The sequence below is a fragment of the Psychroserpens sp. SPM9 genome, assembly GCF_025153525.1.
Taxonomy (GTDB): domain Bacteria; phylum Bacteroidota; class Bacteroidia; order Flavobacteriales; family Flavobacteriaceae; genus Psychroserpens.
In genome coordinates, this window is the sequence record NZ_JANZNR010000005.1 from 124,032 (window position 1) to 145,876 (window position 21,845).

Annotated in this window: 18 protein-coding genes; 12 read left to right on the forward strand and 6 right to left on the reverse strand. The window is 34.9% G+C overall.

Going from position 1 to position 21,845, the window contains the following annotated elements; genetic code table 11:
* Nucleotides 1-112 precede the first annotated feature (112 nt).
* Nucleotides 113-1,444 carry a tRNA (N(6)-L-threonylcarbamoyladenosine(37)-C(2))-methylthiotransferase MtaB gene (gene mtaB, locus N4270_RS11285; protein WP_260097246.1) on the reverse strand — a complete coding sequence of 444 codons (1,332 nt, stop codon included), beginning with the start codon at nt 1,442-1,444 and terminating at the stop codon, nt 113-115.
* 79 nt (nt 1,445-1,523) lie between these two features.
* Between mtaB and N4270_RS11290 the strand changes: the two genes are divergently transcribed.
* A complete protein-coding gene (locus tag N4270_RS11290; protein WP_260097247.1) occupies nt 1,524-3,158 on the forward strand; it encodes an ABC transporter substrate-binding protein in 1,635 nt (544 codons plus the stop codon).
* On the opposite strand, the gene N4270_RS11295 is transcribed toward N4270_RS11290, so the two are convergent.
* The 4 genes from N4270_RS11295 to N4270_RS11310 all read right to left on the reverse strand — a co-directional run bounded on the left by N4270_RS11295 (nt 3,155) and on the right by N4270_RS11310 (nt 5,983).
* Nucleotides 3,155-3,496: a hypothetical protein gene (locus N4270_RS11295; RefSeq protein ID WP_260097248.1), complete on the reverse strand. Its 342-nt coding sequence runs from the start codon at nt 3,494-3,496 to the stop codon at nt 3,155-3,157. The two genes, N4270_RS11290 and N4270_RS11295, sit on opposite strands and share 4 nt — an antisense overlap.
* 41 nt (nt 3,497-3,537) lie before the next feature.
* The gene (locus tag N4270_RS11300; protein ID WP_260097249.1) at nt 3,538-4,437 is read right to left on the reverse strand and encodes a hypothetical protein; all 900 of its coding nucleotides are present in this window, start codon (nt 4,435-4,437) and stop codon (nt 3,538-3,540) included.
* 17 nt (nt 4,438-4,454) lie between these two features.
* Complete coding sequence (locus N4270_RS11305; RefSeq protein WP_260097250.1) at nt 4,455-5,630, reverse strand: GlmU family protein; 1,176 nt, start codon at nt 5,628-5,630, stop codon at nt 4,455-4,457.
* 101 nt (nt 5,631-5,731) lie between these two features.
* Nucleotides 5,732-5,983 carry a type B 50S ribosomal protein L31 gene (locus tag N4270_RS11310; RefSeq protein ID WP_260097251.1) on the reverse strand — a complete coding sequence of 84 codons (252 nt, stop codon included), beginning with the start codon at nt 5,981-5,983 and terminating at the stop codon, nt 5,732-5,734.
* 160 nt (nt 5,984-6,143) lie between these two features.
* On the opposite strand from N4270_RS11310, the gene N4270_RS11315 reads away from it, so the two are divergent.
* The 7 genes from N4270_RS11315 to N4270_RS11345 all read left to right on the forward strand — a co-directional run bounded on the left by N4270_RS11315 (nt 6,144) and on the right by N4270_RS11345 (nt 13,122).
* Nucleotides 6,144-6,662 (forward strand): DUF4199 domain-containing protein, encoded by a 519-nt coding sequence (locus tag N4270_RS11315; protein WP_260097252.1) that lies wholly within the window; start codon nt 6,144-6,146, stop codon nt 6,660-6,662.
* Nucleotides 6,663-6,706: 44 nt separating this feature from the next.
* Nucleotides 6,707-7,654 (forward strand): glycosyltransferase family 2 protein, encoded by a 948-nt coding sequence (locus tag N4270_RS11320; RefSeq protein WP_260097253.1) that lies wholly within the window; start codon nt 6,707-6,709, stop codon nt 7,652-7,654.
* Between the two features lie 77 nt (nt 7,655-7,731).
* Complete coding sequence (locus N4270_RS11325) at nt 7,732-9,462, forward strand: phospho-sugar mutase (protein ID WP_260097254.1); 1,731 nt, start codon at nt 7,732-7,734, stop codon at nt 9,460-9,462.
* Entirely contained in the window at nt 9,462-11,297 is a 1,836-nt protein-coding gene (locus tag N4270_RS11330; protein ID WP_260097255.1) for an ABC transporter ATP-binding protein, read from the forward strand. Before N4270_RS11325 ends, N4270_RS11330 begins: the two co-directional genes overlap by 1 nt.
* 305 nt (nt 11,298-11,602) lie before the next feature.
* A complete protein-coding gene (locus tag N4270_RS11335) occupies nt 11,603-12,145 on the forward strand; it encodes an RNA polymerase sigma factor (RefSeq protein ID WP_260097502.1) in 543 nt (180 codons plus the stop codon).
* Nucleotides 12,146-12,175: 30 nt separating this feature from the next.
* Nucleotides 12,176-12,673, forward strand: coding sequence for a hypothetical protein (locus N4270_RS11340; RefSeq protein WP_260097256.1), 498 nt, complete (start codon nt 12,176-12,178; stop codon nt 12,671-12,673).
* A gap of 5 nt (nt 12,674-12,678) precedes the next feature.
* Nucleotides 12,679-13,122 carry a hypothetical protein gene (locus N4270_RS11345; RefSeq protein ID WP_260097257.1) on the forward strand — a complete coding sequence of 148 codons (444 nt, stop codon included), beginning with the start codon at nt 12,679-12,681 and terminating at the stop codon, nt 13,120-13,122.
* Nucleotides 13,123-13,157: 35 nt separating this feature from the next.
* On the opposite strand, the gene N4270_RS11350 is transcribed toward N4270_RS11345, so the two are convergent.
* Nucleotides 13,158-14,273 carry an oxidoreductase gene (locus tag N4270_RS11350; RefSeq protein ID WP_260097258.1) on the reverse strand — a complete coding sequence of 372 codons (1,116 nt, stop codon included), beginning with the start codon at nt 14,271-14,273 and terminating at the stop codon, nt 13,158-13,160.
* A 362-nt stretch (nt 14,274-14,635) separates the two neighbouring features.
* Between N4270_RS11350 and N4270_RS11355 the strand changes: the two genes are divergently transcribed.
* From N4270_RS11355 to N4270_RS11370, 4 genes are all read left to right on the forward strand, one after another.
* Nucleotides 14,636-15,850 carry an RsmB/NOP family class I SAM-dependent RNA methyltransferase gene (locus tag N4270_RS11355; RefSeq protein ID WP_260097259.1) on the forward strand — a complete coding sequence of 405 codons (1,215 nt, stop codon included), beginning with the start codon at nt 14,636-14,638 and terminating at the stop codon, nt 15,848-15,850.
* A 6-nt stretch (nt 15,851-15,856) separates the two neighbouring features.
* Nucleotides 15,857-16,996 carry an endonuclease gene (locus N4270_RS11360; RefSeq protein ID WP_260097260.1) on the forward strand — a complete coding sequence of 380 codons (1,140 nt, stop codon included), beginning with the start codon at nt 15,857-15,859 and terminating at the stop codon, nt 16,994-16,996.
* 150 nt (nt 16,997-17,146) lie between these two features.
* Entirely contained in the window at nt 17,147-20,851 is a 3,705-nt protein-coding gene (purL, locus tag N4270_RS11365) for a phosphoribosylformylglycinamidine synthase (RefSeq protein ID WP_260097261.1), read from the forward strand.
* A 68-nt stretch (nt 20,852-20,919) separates the two neighbouring features.
* Nucleotides 20,920-21,723: a helix-turn-helix domain-containing protein gene (locus N4270_RS11370; protein ID WP_260097262.1), complete on the forward strand. Its 804-nt coding sequence runs from the start codon at nt 20,920-20,922 to the stop codon at nt 21,721-21,723.
* Nucleotides 21,724-21,845: the final 122 nt, after the last annotated feature.

Genomic DNA, 21,845 nt, shown 5'->3' on the forward strand with positions numbered 1-21,845 from the left:
AAATGTAATCTAAGAATTTGACTGTGCAAATTTTTTGTCAGCTTGTAGAAAAGAAAACGTTGAAAGCATTAATTTTAACGACAAAACAACACCAGAAAGACTTTTAAGTCCCTTATACTTTGAGGGTTTCGGTATCGACAAATTTAAATCGCACCAACCCGTCTTCATCAATTTTGGTAAGTTCTACATCTTGTAAGGTATTTACTAATTCTGGATTCCAAGGTGCTTTCACTTTGACGTAGTTTTCAGTAAATCCCTGAATATAACCTTCCTTATTTTCGCTTTCAAATAAAACACTTCGGGTGCTTCCTAGTTGGTTTTCATAAAATGCGCGTCTTTTTTTAGCCGATAAACCACGAAGCATTTTACTGCGTTTTGCTCTTAGCTTTTTAGGCACAACACCATCTAAACTTGCTGCTACTGTATTATCGCGTTCAGAATAGGTAAACACATGTAAATACGAAACATCTAATTCGGTAAGAAAATTATAGGTCTCCAAAAATAAATCCTCAGTTTCTCCAGGAAAACCAACAATCACATCAACACCTATACACGCATGTGGCATGGTTTCTTTTATTTTTCGAACACGATCTACATACAATTCTTTCATATAACGACGACGCATCAACTTTAGAAGTGTATTGCTTCCGCTTTGCAACGGAATATGAAAATGCGGCACAAATGTTTTACTTTGAGACACAAAATCTATGGTTTCATTTTTAAGTAAATTAGGCTCTATTGAAGAAATTCGTAAACGCTCAATGCCATCCACATCATCGAGTGCCTGAACGAGTTCATAAAAGGTATGTTCGTGTTTTTTGTTTCCAAATTCACCTTTCCCATAATCTCCAATATTAACGCCTGTGAGTACAATTTCCTTGATATTTTTTTCTGAAATTTCTTTCGCATTCTGAAGCACGTTCTCTAAAGTATCACTTCTAGAAATACCTCTTGCTAAAGGAATCGTACAATAGGTACATTTATAATCACAACCATCCTGAACTTTTAAAAATGCGCGTGTGCGATCGCCAAAAGAATAACTTCCAACATAAAAATCGGCAGCTTCAATTTCGCAACTATGCACTTCGCCCATGTCATTTTTTGAGAGGTCATTTAAATAATCCGTAATCTTAAACTTCTCTGTGGCTCCCAGCACCAAATCAACGCCTTCAACATCAGCCAGTTCTTCGGGTTTTAATTGCGCATAACAACCAATGGCTGCAACAAATGCGTCCGGATTTATCTTTTGTGCTTGTTTGACTATAGATTTAAAACGTTTATCAGCATTCTCTGTTACCGAGCAGGTATTAATAACATAAATATCTGCCTTTTCTTTAAAATCGACACGCTCAAATCCTTCCGAAGAAAAATTTCGAGCAATGGTAGAGGTCTCCGAAAAATTAAGCTTGCAACCCAAGGTGTAAAATGCGACTTTTTTATTCATACGTTTTTAATTTCCGTTAGCACAGAAATCTATTTATATTTACTCGTTTCAAAAATAAGAGTGGGCAAATTTACAATTAATGAACAAAATGCTAAAACGAGTGCGTCATAAATCTACTTTTTCAAGACTTATTGTGAGTGTTTTAGTCCTTTTTCTCCTTTTTTCCTGCGGAAATGACAAAACTTCCACCAACGATCATCTCGTCTTTAGATATAACGAACACAAAAATATTGGTTCTCTAGATCCTGCTTTTGCAAAAGACAATGCCGATATTTGGGCAATTAATCAATTGTTTAATGGCTTGGTACAAATGGATGATCAGTTAAATGTTCAACCTTGTATTGCTAAAGAGTGGAACATTTCTGAAGATGCACTCACCTATACCTTTATACTGCGGAATGATGTTCGGTTTCATAAACACCGTATTTTTGGAAAGGATTCTACGCGCACAGTCATAGCTTCAGATTTTGAATACAGCTTTAATCGTTTATTAGATAAAAATCTTGCCTCACCTGGACGATGGACACTCAATAAAGTAGAGCAATTCAAAGCCATTAACGACACTTTATTTGAAATTAAATTACAACAACCTTTTCCTGCGTTTTTAGGGTTGTTAACGATGAAATACTGCTCTGTAGTTCCTAAGGAAATTGTTAATCATTATAACAGTGATTTTCGTTCGCATCCTATTGGTACTGGACCCTTTCAGTTTAAGCGATGGGAAGAAAACTTAAAGCTCGTTTTTCGCAAAAACCACGATTATTTTGAGCATGACGCCAACGGCAATGACTTACCGTATTTGGAAGCTGTTGCTATCACCTTTTTGCCAGATAAACAAAGTGAATTTCTACAGTTTACACAAGGTAATATCGATTTTGTTTCAGGTTTGGATGCCTCGTACAAAGATGAAATTTTAACCGCAAATGGTGTGTTACGCGACTCGTATTCGAAAACTGTAAATATGATTCGCGGCCCTTATTTAAACACCGAATATCTGGCCTATTTTATGGATTCTGAAATTCCTGAAATACAATCGCAAACCTTACGTCAGGCCATTAATTATGGATTTGACAGACAAAAAATGATGACCTATTTGCGAAATGGAATTGGTATTCCTGCGCATGGTGGATTTATTCCTAAAGGGTTGCCAGGTTACGATGCATCAATTGGTTTTTCTTTTCAGCCTGAAAAGGCCAAGCAACTTGTGGCACAATTTAAAAAAGACTCAGGCATTACTAATCCTGAAATTACCATCACAACAACGAGCAACTACCTAAGTTTTTGTGAATACATACAACGAGAACTTCAAAAAATTGGAATTATCGTCAATGTAGATGTGGTACCAGCTGCAACATTAAAAGATGCTAAAGCCAATGGTAAACTGGATTTATTTAGAGCCAGTTGGGTTGCCGATTATCCTGATGCTGAAAACTATTTATCGCTTTATTACAGTAAAAATTTCGCACCTAATGGTCCAAATTACACCCATTTTAAAAATGACCAATTTGACGCTTGGTATGAAGATGCTTTTACAATTACTGACACCAAACAACGTGAACAACTCTATACAAAAATGGATAGTCTGGTAATGTCAAACACTCCTGTTATTCCGTTGTTTTATGATGAAGTCGTACGATTCACCAGAAAAAATGTTTCAGGATTAGGCATCAATCCAATTAATCTAATGGATTTAAAACGTGTAAAAAAAGATTAGTTGTGTTCTTCTAATTGGTCTGGCTTACCAATGTCCTGGATTTCATTTTCGTTGATAATAATGGTCTTTTCCCATTTTTTATTCAGAATAAAATAAAACAGATAGGCAGCACCAATGCCAAACGGAACAGCAAGAAATGTGAGTAATAGTGTGTTATCCCAATCTATTCCTAAGCTTAAAAGTTCATCAAAAACACCTAAGAGAATTCCGGCAATAAAGGTCCCAACATAATATACCACAACGCCCAAAATAGCAAACAGCCACTTATTTTGCTTGAACTTTTCAGCTAGTTTATAAAAGTACTTTCCAATAAAAAAAATGAGTAAAATTCCGAGCATAAGGATAAGTGTTTGTAATGTTTATGGTTTAAAAGGGTAATCTAATCAAAAGTAAAGTAATAAATATCATCTTCCCCTTTGCCTTTAGGTCGTCGTGATGAAAAATAACCTTCGGTCATGTCATCATTTAAAACATAACAAAAATCATCACTTCTACTATTTATAGGTTGAGGCAAAAGTACAGGTGTTTCGGTTTCTGGATCGCCATTTAAGTCGTAGCTATAAATATCTAAACCACCAACACCTCCCACACGATCTGAAGCAAAATAAAGGACATTGTCTTTACTCACAAACGGAAACATATCACGTCGTGGTGAATTAATTTTTTTACCTAAATTCTCCACTTTACCATACTCGCCATTTCCCAAAATTTTAACCTTAAACAAATCGGTTTGTCCATGAGCACCATGTGCATTGGATGTAAAATAGATGGTGGATCCGTCAGGACTTAAAACCGCGTGTCCGTAATTATATTTTGCTTCACAAAACGGCAAGGGCTCAAAGTTGGTCCAACCACGTCCTTCAATATATTCGCCACGTTGAATGTTAAGATTTATAGATTTTAATTTTCGTTTATACGACTTCCCACGTTTCATAAAATTGGTGGTGATATACATATATTTCCCATCAGGACTAAAGCCTGCACTTGAAGTATTAAACACAAAATCTTCAGATTTGATAAATTGTTTCGGATTTATAATTTCGCCATCTTTGGTTTTCTCACCTTCAAACATTGTATAAATTAATCGCTTGTCATGGTCGCGCCTTGCTCGGTTTCTGTCATCAAGCATATAAGAGGTATAATAGACTTTATCGCCTTTGTAAAATACAACACCATACTGACTTTTGTCGTCATTAAGTTTTAGGTTTTTAATCGTGTAGGTTTGGGAAAACCCGAAATTTAGCGTCAATACTAAAATGATACTGCAAATAAACTTCATGTTTTTAAGAATTAAGGTTAACTTTTTCTCCATTTCTTGGTCTCTTCAAAGACGTGTTCTAATATGGTTTTATCAACTTCGGAAAAGACTATATTTCGTCGTTCCATCACCACTTCGGCTACTTCAAACGCTTTTTTTGTCAAGTATGTTGTAAATCCTGTATGGCCTCCCCAGGAAAAACTTGGCACAAAATTTCTTGGAAATCCACTTCCGAAGATATTAGCACTTACACCAACAACTGTACCAGTATTAAACATGGTATTGATGCCACATTTACTATGATCGCCCATCATGAGTCCGCAAAATTGCAATCCTGTTTTAGCAAAACCTTCAGTTTGGTAGTTCCAGAGTCTGACTTCGGCGTAGTTATTTTTTAAATTCGAATTATTGGTATCTGCACCTAAGTTACACCATTCGCCAAGGACTGAATTTCCTAAAAAGCCATCATGTCCTTTATTAGAATACCCAAAAATCACCGAATTATTAACTTCTCCACCAACTTTACTGTGTGGTCCAACCGTTGTTGGCCCGTATATTTTTGCCGCCAATTTTACTGTCGCATGGTCGCATAAAGCAAAAGGACCTCTAATGATACTGCCTTCCATTACTTCGGCATCTTTACCAATATAAATAGGACCTGTTTTAGCATTTAATGTTACAAACTCTAAGGTAGCGCCTTCTTCAATAAAAATATTTTGAGCATTAAGCACGTTACAACTACTTGGTATAGGTTGCGATGTTCTATCGCGAGTTAACACGTCAAAATCGGCTTGAATAGCAGCACCATTATTAGCAAAAATGTCCCAGGTATACTCAATTTTTAATACTTCTTCATTATATTCTATAGCCTCATAAGTATCAAAATCAATTTCATCTTGAGTATCTTTTGTAAAAAATGCAATCACATCTTCACCACAAAATACGGCTTGATTTTCTTCAAGACCTTTGATGATTTCGGTTAATTCGTGATTAGGTAAATACGACGCATTAATCATGACATTATCATCCATTTCTACCATGGGATATTTCTCAGATAAATAGTCTTCGGTTAAAGTAGTTGTGGTAAACCCAAGGTGATTTTCCCATTTTTCTCTAATGGTTAAAATCCCAACTCTAATATCGGCAACAGGCCTTGTAAATGTAAAAGGCAACAGGTTGTTACGTGACGGACCGTCAAAAAGAATATAATTCATAATCAAAGTTGATGTTAGGTGTTAAAAGTAAATCAATTATAGAAAACAAAAAAGCCTTCGAGGAAAATCCTGAAGGCTTATGAAATATGTATGGTCTAAGCTTATTTTTTAAACTTAGCGTATTTGTTTTTGAATTTATCGATACGACCTGCTGTATCAACCAATTTAGATTTACCAGTATAATATGGGTGAGATGTTCTAGAAATTTCCAATTTAACCACTGGATATTCAACACCATCAACTTCAATTGTTTCACTGGTCTCAGCAGTAGATTTAGTTAAAAACACGTCTTCATTAGACATATCTTTGAATGCTACTAATCTATAATTTTCTGGATGTATTCCTTTTTTCATCTCTATTAACTTTAAATTCCTTACTATTTTGGAGGTGCAAATTTAAGTATTTTTTGTAAATTACCAATAATTTATTTCTTTTTTTATTTTGGATTTATTTGTAACAAATATAATGCTTAAGATACTAACTAATCGTATTAACTAAATAATCAACTTAAATATGGAAACTCAAAAAATGTCTGCAGGTAAATTTGGTATGAATTATGGCCTCATCTTAGGTGTTATAATGATTGCGCTTTCGGTAGTAAGTTACGTCACAGGACAAGCCTTAGAAGGTGCGCAATGGCCCCAATTAGCGTACTATATTATTTTCCCTATAGTTATCATGTATGCTATTAGCAAATACAAAAAGCACAACGCTAATGTATTAACTATAGGCAGCGCTATTAAACTAGGTGTTATTATTGGTGTTATAAGTGCCATTGTCTATGTACTTTACGGATTACTTTTTAATTATGTAATCGACCCAGAATTTATGCCTCAGCTTATGGAAGTGACCAAAGAAACCATGATTGAACAAAATCCTGATATGCCGCAAGCTCAGCTAGATCAGTCTATGAAATTCATGGAAACCATGTTTAATCCCGTAATTGGATCTGCAATTTGGATTGCTGCTAGTGCCCTTTTTGGACTAATTTGGTCATTAATTGGCGGACTCGTAATGAAAAGTAACTCTTAAAAAAAATCAGTATTTTTGAACTATTAAATTTTCAAAATTACTAGATGAATATATCAGTAGTCATACCACTACTCAACGAACAAGAATCATTATCAGAATTACACGATTGGATTGCAAAAATCATGCAATCCAATCGTTTTTCTTATGAAATCATTTTTATAGATGATGGTAGTACTGATGATTCTTGGTCGACCATCATGCAACTCTCACAAAAAGACGCTAATGTAAAAGGTATTCGGTTTTTAAAAAACTTCGGAAAATCGCAAGCCTTACATGCTGGTTTCGCCAAAGCTGAAGGTGACGTTGTCATTACCATGGATGCCGATTTACAAGACAATCCTGAAGAAATACCAGATCTCTACAACATGATTGTTGTCAATAAATTTGATTTGGTATCTGGTTGGAAAAAGAAGCGCTACGATTCGGTCATCGCTAAAAACCTGCCGTCTAAATTATTTAATTGGGCTGCACGTCAAACCTCTGGCGTTAAACTCCATGATTTTAATTGCGGTCTCAAAGCTTACAACAAAAATGTGATTAAAAACATTGATGTTAGTGGTGAGATGCATCGCTATATTCCTGTGCTAGCCAAAAACGCTGGCTTTACCAAAATAGGTGAAAAAATAGTCCAGCACCAAGCCCGAAAATATGGGGTTACCAAATTTGGAATGGAACGCTTTATTAATGGGTTTTTAGATTTAATTACTATTTGGTTTTTATCCCGATTTGGAAAACGTCCTATGCACCTGTTTGGCGCTTTAGGCGTCCTAATGTTTGGTATAGGATTCATATTTGCGTTTTACTTAGGTATCGACAAACTATTTTTAAACCCAACAGGACGCTTAATAACTGAACGCCCACAGTTTTACATCGCCTTAACCACGATGATTCTCGGTTCACAATTTTTTGTAGCAGGATTTTTAGGTGAACTCATTTTACGTTCTAAAACCGATAAAAATCGTTATTTAATAAAACAAGAACTTAATTTTTAATTACGTACTTAAATTAATACAAACCCCCAACCATCAATACCATCGAAATACGTACATTTAAAGCATAATTTGAAAAGATGAAACACATTGAACCTCAACTATTAGAACGCGTTAATAAGTGGTTAACGCCAGCTTTTGACCAAGAGACTCAAAACCAAATAAAACATCTAATTGCGAACAATACCAAAGATCTCAATGAGAGTTTCTACAAAGATCTCGAATTTGGAACTGGAGGTATGCGTGGTATTATGGGTGTTGGCACCAATCGTATTAATAAATATACCCTTGGCAAAAACACACAAGGCTTGAGTAATTATATGAAAAGCCAATTTCCATCAGAACAGCTCAAAGTAGCTATAGCTTATGACTGTAGGCATAATAGTAAATCACTGGCAAAAGTGGTCGCTGATGTATTTTCTGCCAACGGCATTCAGGTTTATCTTTTTGAAGATTTACGCCCGACACCAGAATTATCATTTGCTGTAAAGCATTTAAATTGCCACTGCGGAATTGTACTAACAGCGTCTCATAATCCACCTGAATACAATGGCTACAAGGTGTATTGGCAGGATGGCGGACAATTAGTACCGCCTCAGGATGCAGAGATTATTTCTGAAATTAATCGCTTGGATTATTCTGAAATAAAATTTGAAGCTAATAACGCTCATATTGAATACATAGGCCAGGCTGTCGATACTGTTTTCATTGATAAATCTGTAAAAAATGGAAGTTTTGATACCTCAGCAGAAGCTAGAGCAGATTTAAATGTTGTGTTTACGTCTTTACATGGCACATCAATCACAGCGGTTCCAGAAACGCTTAAACGTGCTGGATATACGAATGTTCAAATTGTGGAAGAGCAACGTGAACCTAATGGTGACTTCCCAACAGTTGAATCTCCAAACCCTGAAGAGCCTGAAGCTCTAAAAATGGCAATGGCATTAGCTCAACAAACAGATGGTGATATTGTTATTGGTACAGATCCTGATTGTGATCGTTTAGGAGTTGTAGTAAGAAATTTAGAAAATGAACTGGTTATCCTTAACGGAAATCAAACCATGTTACTAATGACCGATTTTTTATTAAAACAATGGAAAAAATCTGGACGAATTAACGGTAAGCAATTTGTTGGCTCTACGATAGTATCAACACCTATGATGTCTGTATTGGCTAAAGCTTATGGCGTAGACTGCAAAATTGGGTTAACAGGTTTTAAGTGGATTGCTAAAATGATTAAAGATTTTCCAGAACTGGATTTTATTGGAGGTGGAGAAGAAAGTTTCGGATTTATGGTAGGTGATTTTGTTAGAGATAAAGATGCTGTAACCTCTACCCTTTTGGCCTGCGAAATTGCTGCTCAAGCCAAAGCAAAAGGTATAACCATGTATCAAGCTTTAATTGACTTATATGTTGAACATGGCCTTTATAAAGAACGCTTGATTTCCTTAACTAAAAAGGGTATTGAAGGTGCGCAAGAAATTAAACAAATGATGATAGACGCAAGAGAAAACCCGTTACAATGCGTTAATGGCGCTAAGGTTGTTAGTATTGAAGATTATCAGTTATCGATTAAAAAAGACTTGGTTTCTGGTAAAGAGCAAACAATCGACATTCCAAAATCTAATGTCTTGATTTATTATACCGAAGATGGTAGCAAAATTGCATTAAGACCTAGCGGAACAGAACCTAAAATAAAGTTCTACATTAGTGTTAATACAACGCTAGACAATGTGTCAGCATTTAAAGCTACGGAACAAAAATTGGAAGACCGTATTGATGCTATATTAAAAGACATGAAACTCACCTAATGGATTATATCAAGAAGCTTTCAAGGTTTATTTTTCCGTATAAAAAGTATGCATATCTCAATATCTTTTTCAATATATTGTATGCGCTTTTTGGCACATTATCCTTTGTATCGTTAATGCCAATGCTTAAGGTTTTGCTCAAAACAGCAGAGCCCATTGCAAAAAAACCCCTTAGTTCAGATTATGACGGATTTTTAGAATACGGTAACTATCTTGAAGATTCTTTAAATTATTTTATTACTCAAAAAATTGCCGAAGATGGTCAATACAGTGTACTCATTTTAATGATTTGTATTGTTTTAACCACGTTTTTACTTAAAAATGCAGCAGGCTATTTTTCAAATTTCTTTTTAGCCTATTTGCGTAATGGGATCTTAAAAGATATCAGAAATGAACTCTACGAAAAAACTGTTGAACTTCCTATTTCTTATTTTTCTGAAAAACGAAAAGGTGATATTATTGCCCGTATTTCAGGAGATGTTAATGAGATTCAAAATTCGCTACTCGCTATTTTAGAATTGCTAGTTAGAGAACCGCTGACGATCATTTTCACCATCATAGTTATGTTTACCATCAGTCTTAAGCTCACCATTTTTGTATTTGTTTTTATTCCTATTTCTGGAATGGTTATTTCATGGGTGGGGAAAAGTTTAAAAAAGCATTCTAAACGTGTTCAAGAAGAAAACGGTGCCTTCTTATCAGTTTTAGACGAAACACTTAACGGATTAAAAGTGATTAAAGGTTTTAATGCAGAATCACGATTTACATCTGTGTTTAAAAACTCAACATCAAGACTTTATAAATTTGCTAACGATTTAGCACACCGACAAAATTTAGCGTCGCCAACATCCGAATTTTTAGGCATTGTGGTGATCGCTGTCATTTTATTATATGGTGGCCGAATGGTATTAGTTGACAAAACATTGTCTCCAGATGAGTTTATTACTTACATGGCCTTAGCATACAATATTTTAACACCAGCAAAAGCGATAAGCAAAGCGAGTTATAAAGTAAAATCTGGAAATGCATCAGCCGATCGTGTTCTTGAAATATTAAATACGACCTCCAGTTTAAAAGATGCTGAAAATGCTAAAACTAAAGACAGTTTTACTTCAGAAATTGCCATTCAAAATATCTCCTTTAAATACAAAGAGGATTACGTTCTAAAGAACTTTTCTATAACGGTTCCCAAAGGAAAAAGTGTAGCATTAGTGGGGCAATCTGGTAGCGGAAAATCAACCATTGCCAATCTGGTGACTCGTTTTTATGATGTTAACGAAGGTGCTATTGCTATTGATGGTGACGATATTAGACAACTTACAAAACATTCGTTACGTAGCTTAATGGGACTGGTAACTCAGGATTCGATTCTGTTTAACGATACGGTAAAAAATAATGTTCTTGTCGGAAAAGAAAACGCAAGTGATGAAGAGGTTATCAATGCTTTAAAAATTGCTAATGCCTGGGAATTTGTTAAAGAAAAAGAAGGCGGCCTGGATTTTAACATAGGAGATTCAGGTAATAACTTATCAGGTGGTCAAAAACAACGATTGAGTATTGCCAGAGCGGTATTAAAAAATCCTCCAATTATGATTTTAGATGAAGCCACTTCTGCTTTAGATACCGAAAGTGAGAGTTTAGTTCAAGATGCTCTCGATAAAATGATGCAAAACAGAACCTCAATTATTATTGCGCATCGCTTATCGACCATTCAAAATGCCGATGAAATAATTGTAATGAATAAAGGCGAAATTGCCGAACAAGGCACTCACAACGAGCTTATAGCTAAAAATGGTGTCTACAAAAAGCTAGTTGATATGCAGAGTTTTGAATAATCAAATACTCCTAAACTGATAAAATAATACAAGTATAAAACATAGAAAAGGATGCGACTTGGGTTGCATCCTTTTCAGTTCTATTACCATATTTGGGGACAATGGTAATAATTAAGTAGGTTAGGCTGAGACAAACATAAATTAAATAAATGTAGTACGCAAGAAAAAAATGCATTTCAGCGAATTTTTTTACACTTTATCGATTATTTTTATTTTAAAAACCTGTCTATCAACAGCTTAATAAAATAACTTTTTTTCAATTAAACTTTCAGTAAATTGAAGTGTCTAAACAGAAACCATTTTTATTGGATAACGAACGCGATTTTATACAACGGCTTGCAGACCCAACTACAAAAGAATTAGCCTTTAAAGAGCTCTTGACTATTTATAAAGAACGCCTCTATTGGCATATTCGTCATATGGTGAAGTCGCATGATGACGCTGATGATGTGTTACAGAACACCTTTATAAAAATCTATAAAAACATACAAAACTTTAAAGGTGATAGTAAATTGTATTCGTGGATGTATCGCATTGCAACCAACGAGTCTATAACTCACATTAATAAAAATGCAAAACGTTTACAATTAAATAATGAAGAAACGCATCAGCATATGGTCAATAATTTAAAAGCCGATGTTTATTTTGAAGGTGATGCAATTCAGCTTAAATTACAAGAAGCCATTGCGAGATTACCACAAAAGCAACAACAAGTGTTTTCGATGAAATATTTTCAGGATATTACCTACAAAGACATGGCCGAAATTTTAGAAACCAGTGAAGGCGCGCTTAAATCTTCTTATCACATTGCTGTAAAGAAAATAGAAGCGTTTTTAACTCAAGATTAAACTAATGAGCAATTTTAGAGTCTTAAAGATATGACAAAGCGAAAATTAGATACAATTAAAACCTCTGGATTTAAAACACCAAAGGATTACTTTTCAGAAGTTGAAGAGCAAATCCTTAATGATATACATCTAAAAAATAAGGTTGAAGCATCAGGATTTGATGTGCCTGAGTCGTACTTTGAATCCTTAGACGATCGTATTTTTGCGCAATTAGACACTACAAACGACACCAAAGTAAGATCACTATTTAGTTGGAAAAAGACAGTATATGCTACAGCGATTGCTGCCTCTATTGTTTTAATGTTTAATTTATTTTTTACTTCGGAAACTATTACAATTAGTGATATCGATACCGCTTCAATTGAAGATTATTTGGAAATTGAAGATTATACGTCTTTAGACTTAGCGTCGTTACTAACTGATGAAGAATTACATAAAGACAACTTTATAGAAAACGAAATACCCGAAAATTCAATCGAAGATTATTTAATAAACACCATAGAAATCGAAGATTTAATTATAGAATAAACCCTATGAAAAAGCTATATATAACCCTGTTTTTTATCGCATTAACCTATAGTGGTTTTGCACAAAAAAGCGATCGCCATGAGCGCATAAGAGCGTTAAAGGTTGCATTGATTACCGAAAAACTTGAGTTCACCGAAACCGAAGCTCAAAAATTTTGGCCAATTTATAATGCTTATGAAAAAGAAGTCGATATGCTACGTCATAATGCTCGTGATAAACGACGTAATTTGAAAATAGAGACACTTACAGAAGCGGAAGCCAAACAAGCCTTAAAAGATTTTTTAGCCTTTGAAAAAGAGCAACAAAACCTCAAATCTGATTTGGTAGAAAGTTTATTAACCGCCATACCTGCTAAAAAAATTATATTACTTCGAATTGTTGAAGAACAATTTAAAAAGCAAATGCTTGAAGAATATCAAAAGCGACGCGAGAAGTTCAAAAAAAATTAATCAAAAACATCCTTATCTGCCGATAGGGATTTTTTTTACTTGAATTTGAGTTTTGCCAGGCGTCCTTGTCCTGCTGCATAAGCCGTAGAATCATTTAAAAAACGAAGGGTATAAAAACCTTCATCACTTAGATGCGTCCAGGAATCTCCAAAATTGGCCGAATAATCAATTCCTTTAAATCCGATGGCCACCAATTCTTTGCCATTACTATGAGGCACATATTGCACACAACTTCTATAACCTGGTGATTGATTTTGCGCAACGAGTTGCCATGTTTTCCCACCATCAGCAGTTCTTATTTTATTAGCAGAATTAGCTTCAGGTTGGGTATAATCACCTCCAATCGCAAAACCGTTTAATTCATCATAAAAATCTAAGGAATAAATACCTTCCGTCTCTTTAGCCTTAACAATTGGGGTGTTTCTAATTGTCCAGGTCACTCCTTTATCTTCCGAATAATAAATCCGCCCAGCCGTTGTACCAACCCAAGTTTTGTTTCCAACAATTGCAATATTAGTATCACTAGCTGCAAATGCGCCTTCACCTTCTATGCCTTTAGGCAATTGATCACAAGCTAATTTAGACCACGTATCGCCACCATCTCTGGTGATAATCACCGAAAGACAACCTTCAACACTATCACCAATAGCGATGCCTTCTTGTTCATTCCAAAACTCCATAGCATCATAAAACACATCCGGATGATCTTCGCGATACACCAGTTCATTTTTTTCTAAATCTGCATTCAGTTTATAAAGTAATGCCGGAGAACCAATAGTGATTCCAAAGCCTTTTGTTTTAAGTGCGCCCAAAGCTCTAAAATTTAATTTGAGCGTATCATTAGACAAATTTATTTTATGATGATAAAAGGGTCTATCCTTTAAAGAATCTACATGGCTAATAAATGTTTGTGGTAATAGCATCCCTAACTCACCTAATGATGTTAAATATATAGGACCTATAGATTCTACAATTTCTAATGCTCTAACATTAAGTGTAGAATCTTGTACTAAGGTTTCGATTTCTACTTTTGTAAATTGCGTTTTCACAGGTTTATAAGTATAGGTGTTTGATTTATAGCTCCATAAACCACAACTCCCTAAACCAACAATTAATAAGGGACCTAAGAAAAAAAGCAGTATACGTTTCATAATTTTCAAATTTCTATAAAAATAGAAAAGCTCCATGACCTAATTGCGAAGCCTTTCAAACTATTAATCAGTAAATACCTAATTAACATCAATCAAATCATTTTTTTCACTAACAAAATTAAAGTTTCTTTAAGGTTATTTCATTGATTCTCTTGGTTGGGATTTAGTACTTTTAGATTTTAATTCTGCTATAAATTCCGTTTCTCTCAAAAAATACTCACTATTTAAACATCCCTCGATTCGTCTAATCTGCAATTTCGCAAAAAAACTTGATAAACTAATCTTTTTAAAAGATAACACTTTAATATAAACCTAAAATATCTCAACTTTTAATGTACCTTTGCATGCTTAATTTTTTTATAATGCGTCTACATAGAAACTTATGCTTTTCAGTTATTGATGGGCTAACACTCATTTTCAATGAAGGAAAGTATGCCGATAAAGTCATACAACAACTTCTAAAACGTGATAAACGTTGGGGAAGTCGTGATCGCGCATTTGTTGCAGAAACCACCTACGACATTGTACGATGGAAACGTCTTTATGCTGAAATAGCTGAAGTTAAAGCGCCTTACGACCGAGATAATCTTTGGCGCATATTTGCGGTTTGGGCAACATTGAGAGGTATTAAATTACCCGATTGGAAGTATTTTGAAAACACACCGCAACGTAAAATTAAAGGGCGTTATGACGAATTATCGCAAACTAGAAAATTTAAAGAATCCATTCCAGACTGGCTGGATGAAGTAGGCGTTAAAGAATTAGGCGAAGCTGTTTGGACTAAAGAGATTGAAGCTTTAAATGAACAAGCCGATGTTATTTTAAGAGTCAATACGTTGAAAACAACTAAAGAAAAGTTACAAGCGCTTCTTTTTGACGATGCAATCGAAACCGAAAGTATTAAAGGCTATCCTAACGCTTTAAAACTAAAAGAAAGAGCCAATGTATTCCAAACGGAAGCTTTTAAAAATGGTTACTTTGAAGTTCAAGATGCTTCTTCTCAATTAGTGGCAGAGTTTTTGGATGTTACACCAGGAATGAGAGTTGTTGATACTTGTGCTGGAGCTGGTGGAAAAACATTGCATTTGGCATCATTAATGGAAAACAAAGGGCAAATTATCGCCTTAGATATTTATGCCAACAAATTACACGAGCTCAAACGTAGAGCTAAACGAAATGGAGCTTTTAATATTGAAACACGACCAATTGAATCTACTAAAGTAATTAAAAAACTTTACGACAAAGCCGATCGTGTTTTGATTGATGCGCCTTGTTCTGGATTGGGTGTTCTTAGAAGAAATCCTGATGCAAAATGGAAATTACAACCAGAATTTATTGAAACTATAAAACAAACACAACAAGATATTTTACAACAGTATTCTCGAATTGTGAAAGATGGAGGAAAACTTGTATATGCTACATGTTCAGTACTTCCTTCAGAAAACAAAGCGCAAGTTAATGCCTTTTTAACATCAGATTTAGGAAAAGATTTTACCTTTGTAAAAGACAAAAGCATACTATCACATCAATCTGGTTTTGATGGATTTTATATGGCTTTATTAGAAAAGAAAAAATAACTTACTATGAAATACATTTACTTATTTATTACTCTATTTTTCGCAAACACTGCCCTAGCTCAAATCCCAGCTGGATATTACGATTCGGCTACTGGAACTGGCTTTGCGTTAAAAACACAATTAAAAAATATTATCGATGATAATTTTGATGGTTTAGCTACCGAATACACGGCTCAAGATTTAGGTTATGCCGCTTTGTATGTAACTTTCCAGAACTCAGATATTGACATCTACTTTGAAAATAACGGTACTTTATTAGATATGTACTCTGAAGGTGTGATTCAAAATCCAGATAATACCAGTACAAATTTACCAGATGCTTACGAATACACCTATGGTATCAATCAAGATGATGGCACCATGGGAACTGCCGAAGGCCAACGTTATAACAGAGAGCATACGATTCCGCAATCTGCTTTTAATAGCGATTCTCCTATGAGAAACGATGCGCATTTTGTGATTCCTTCAGATAAGTATGTCAACGCTCAAAGAGGCAACCTACCGTTTAGCTTTGTAAATACAGCGCAACAATTTGACGAATATTCTAACGGTACTCGTCGAGGTAATAATGTAAACTCTGGGGTGTCTGCAGGATATTCTGGAGATGTTTTTGAACCTATCGATGAATTTAAAGGCGATATTGCGCGTATGTACTTCTTTTTTGTAACGCGTTATGAAGATCAAATGACTAGCTTTAACTATGTGATGTTTGATGGTTCGGCAAACCAAGCTATTGACCAGCCATTTTTAGACATCTTATACAACTGGCATGTTAACGATCCTGTTTCGCAAAGAGAGATTGACAGAAACAATGCTATTTTTGACAGACAAGACAACCGAAATCCATTTATCGATAATCCTCAGTATGTATTCGAGATATGGCAAACGGCCTTATCTGTTGAAGAATTTGAAACTATTGAAACAGTAAAAATGTATCCTAATCCTGCTAAAGGTGATGAGGTAATGATTGATTCGAATCAAAATCTTGTGGCTGAAGTTTATGACGTTTTAGGTAAAAAAATAAGCGTTCAACATATAACATCTACACACAAAACCTTAGATATTTCTGCATTAAACAAAGGCATTTACTTAGTAAAACTTAAGTCCTCAACCGGAAGTATTACAAAAAAACTAATCAAGCAGTAAACTGCGATTTCATTAAAAAAAAGCGACTTTATAAAGTCGCTTTTTTTTATTGGTTAATAAATCGTGAATAACTCCTTATTTTCAATTCTATTATCTGAATAAGTTACATCGAAAAAATGTAAATTTGCATTTTCAAAAACACACGACATAATGATTCATTTCTTCGGAAACCAAAACAGTAAGGTATATGCTGTTCAAGCAACAAAAGAATTAACTAATGAAACCATCTCAAAATTGGTTTGGTTATTTGGCAACCAACCCAAATTAGAACAAGCATCTCTCGATGCTTTTTTTGTTGGTCCGCGTGCAGCAATGATAACTCCATGGAGTACCAATGCTGTCGAAATCACACAAAATATGGGTATTGATGGCATCATTCGTATTGAAGAATTTAAGTCTTGTACTGAAACTTTCAGTGCTTATGACCCGATGATTTCTGAAAAATACTCCAGTTTAAATCAGGAGTCGTTTACCATTGCGATACAACCGGAAGACATTCTCAACATTGAAGATATTTCAGCATACAATCAACAAGAAGGTTTAGCATTAAACGACGAAGAAATAGCCTACTTAGAAAGTGTTTCAAAAAAAATTGGCCGACCATTAACCGACTCTGAAGTTTTCGGATTTTCTCAAGTGAATTCAGAACACTGTCGTCATAAAATATTTAACGGCACCTTTATTATAGACGGGAAAGAACAACCAAGTTCGCTCTTTAAAATGATTAAAGAAACGTCTAAACAGAATCCGAACGATATTGTTTCAGCCTATAAAGACAATGTGGCTTTTATAAAAGGCCCTAAAATTGAACAATTTGCTCCAAAACGTGCCGATATTCCTGATTTTTACGAGAAAAAAGAATTTGAATCTGTTATTTCTCTCAAAGCCGAAACTCACAACTTCCCAACAACTGTTGAGCCTTTTAATGGTGCTGCAACAGGTTCTGGTGGTGAAATTAGAGACCGACTTGCTGGCGGAAAAGGCTCATTGCCACTCGCTGGTACAGCAGTGTATATGACGTCCTATTCACGATTGGAAAACGATCGTCCTTGGGAACATACCTTTAAAGCGCGTCCTTGGCTCTATCAAACTCCAATGGACATCCTTATAAAAGCAAGTAATGGTGCTTCAGATTTTGGTAATAAATTTGGACAACCGTTAATTTGCGGTTCTGTTCTCACCTTTGAACATGATGAATCTAACGATGCCATTCAAAGTGACAGCCAAGGATCTCAACCTCGAAAACTCGGTTACGACAAAGTCATTATGCAAGCGGGTGGCATTGGCTATGGAAAGTTAGACCAAGCCATTAAAGCAACTCCAGAAGCAGGAGATAAAATTGTCGTTCTTGGTGGAGAAAATTACCGTATCGGGATGGGAGGCGCTGCCGTATCCAGTGCAGATACTGGAGAATTCTCTTCTGGAATCGAACTCAATGCCGTTCAACGTTCTAACCCTGAAATGCAAAAACGTGCCGCTAATGTGGTTCGTGGCATGGTTGAAAGCGATGACAATCACATCATTTCTATCCACGATCATGGTGCTGGCGGACACCTTAATTGCCTTAGTGAATTAATTGAAGATACTGGTGGATGCATCGATTTAGACAAATTACCTGTTGGAGACCCAACGCTTTCAGATAAAGAAATTATTGGTAACGAATCTCAAGAACGTATGGGATTATTAATTGCCGAAAAACATTTAGATCATATTAGTAAAATTGCCGAGCGTGAACGTTCTCCGTTGTATACCGTTGGAAATGTTACCAATGATAAACACTTCTGCTTTAAATCTGAAACCAAAGGAAACAAACCAATGGATTTGGCTTTAGAAGATATGTTTGGAAGTTCTCCAAAAACAATAATGACCGATACGGCTTTGCAACGAACCTATAGTGATTTAAATTATGATACTAATAAATTCTATGAGTATCTCGATCAGGTTTTACAATTAGAAGCTGTCGCTTGTAAAGATTGGCTTACTAACAAAGTAGATCGTTGTGTTGGTGGGAAAGTAGCCAAGCAACAATGTGCAGGGCCTTTGCAATTACCATTGAGCAATGTTGGTGTCATGGCTTTAGATTATCAAGGAAAAGAAGGTATTGCAACTTCCATTGGGCACTCTCCTATTTCGGGATTAATTAATCCTGTAGCTGGAAGTAGAAATAGCATTACCGAAGCACTAACCAATATCATCTGGGCGCCTTTAAAAGACGGCTTAAAAAGTGTTTCGCTTTCAGCAAACTGGATGTGGCCTTGCAAAAACGAAGGCGAAGACGCGCGTTTATATGAAGCTGTAAAAGCGATTTCAGAATTTGCCATTGATTTAGGTATCAATGTTCCAACAGGAAAAGACTCGCTTTCAATGAAGCAAAAATATCCCGATGGCGATGTTATTTCTCCTGGAACTGTGATTATTTCAGCAGCAGCAAACTGTAATGATATAAATAAAGTTGTCGAACCTGTTTTTAATAAAAATGCTGGAGACATCTATTATATCAATTTATCACAAGATGATTTCAAACTTGGCGGAAGTTCATTTGCTCAAATCTTAAATAAAGTAGGTAACGAAACACCTAATGTAACTAGTGCTTCTTATGTTAAAACTGTGTTTAATACCATTCAGAAGCTTATCAAAGACCAACAAATTGTTGCTGGTCATGATGTGGCTTCTGGCGGATTAATCACAACTTTATTAGAATTATGTTTTGCTGATATTAATCTTGGCGCAGAATTAGACCTCACTAAATTAGGAGAAAAAGATTCGCAAAAACTGTTGTTTGCTGAAAACTCCGGACTCGTATTTCAGGCAAAAGATCGTACTATTGAACAGATGCTTTCTGAAGCAAATATCGAATTTTTCAATATTGGTAAAGTCACCACTTCGGATGTATTAAGCATCATTAACAACAATGAAGTTTTTACAATGACAGTTTCCAGATTGAGAGACATGTGGTATAAAACTTCATTTTTACTTGACCAGAAACAAACCGCAAATGGATTAGCCAAAACGCGCTATGAAAATTATGCACAGCAACCTTTAAATTATAAATTCCCAGAACATTTTACAGGAAAACTTCCTCATCGTGATAACACCAAACCAAGACCTAAAGCTGCCATTTTACGTGAAAAAGGAAGCAATTCAGAGCGTGAAATGGCAAACGCTATGTACCTTGCTGGTTTTGACGTAAAAGATGTTCATATGACCGATTTAATTTCTGGTCGTGAAACCTTAAAAGATATTCAGTTTTTAGGAGCTGTGGGTGGTTTCTCAAATTCTGATGTTTTAGGTTCTGCCAAAGGTTGGGCTGGTGCTATTAAATACAACGAAAACGCAAATAAAGCGATTAACGATTTCTTTAAACGAGAAGATACGTTGTCTGTAGGAATCTGTAATGGTTGTCAGTTGTTCATGGAACTTGAATTGATAAACCCTGAGCATTCACAACACGGAAAAATGCTTCATAATGATTCTAACAAACATGAAAGTGCGTTTACATCAGTAAGGGTACAAGAAAATAATTCGGTCATGCTTTCTACTTTAAAAGAGGCGACTTTAGGGGTTTGGATAAGTCATGGCGAAGGTAAATTCAATCTTCCAGAACCAGAAAATCATTATAATATTGTAGCGAAATATGGCTACGACAGTTATCCGGCAAATCCTAATGGTTCAGACTATAATACAGCAATGCTCTGTGATAAAACAGGACGTCATTTGGTCATGATGCCACATATTGAGCGTTCTACATTTCAGTGGAATTGGGCGCATTATCCTAATGATAGAAAAGATCAGGTTTCACCTTGGTTAGAAGCGTTTGTTAATGCCAGAACTTGGATTGCTTCTAAGAATTCATAATTTAATAAAGACTTATATTCTTTATTTTCAAATTATTGTGTTAATTTACCTACAATTAATCCGTTTATATGACGTTGAAATATTTTGAAAATAGTGTTCCTAATCTTGTTGAAGAATATTACCAATTAAACTTTTCTGAAGCAATTACGCCTTTTCAGTCTAGTGTTTTACCTATTGGTTTAACACATATTACACATGTGTTTTTTGGAGAACAAAAAGCAGTTCTAGGCAAAAAAGAAATGCCATTAAAGGAAACCGTTGTAAGTGGGCAGTTTTTTAGGTCCTATCAATTTCAGTCTCTAACGAAGTCATTGTCATTTGGAATTAGCTTACATCCAACAGCTTTATTCAAAATTTTAAACACCAACATTTCAAAATTAGAAAACAAGCATACCGCTTTAGCCAAATTTCATCCGGAGTTTTATCATAAAATTAAGCCTGTTTTTGAAAATTTCAAAAATCCAAAAGATACCACCAAAAGCCTTGATCACTTTTTTTCATCATTAAAACTAACCACTAACAAGAATACTAAAAATGTGGATATTGCTATCGATTTAATCAAAGAAAAAGAAGGTTTAGTCAACATCGTCGACATTTTAGATCATGTAAATATCTCTCAAAAAACATTAGAAACACAATTTAAAATCATTGTTGGTTTAACCCCTGGAAAATATGTACGCTTATATCGTTTTATAAAATTAATGCGGAAATACGAAAGTCAGGAAATTGCCATAAATGATCTTATTTATATGTTTGACTATTACGATAGATCCCACTTTGCAAGAGATTTTAAACTCTTTATGAATGAAACACCAAAATCTTATTTTAAAAAAGACTACCCTTTAATAAAAGCGGTTTTTAACAAAAGTTAATTCTCAATAATTTAGAAATTAATTCAACTAAAAAAAATTATATCCTCGCATTACGATTTTTTACACGTTTAAACCAATTATTAATTTTAATTTTAAACTCTAAAATCGAGTCAAACGAAAAA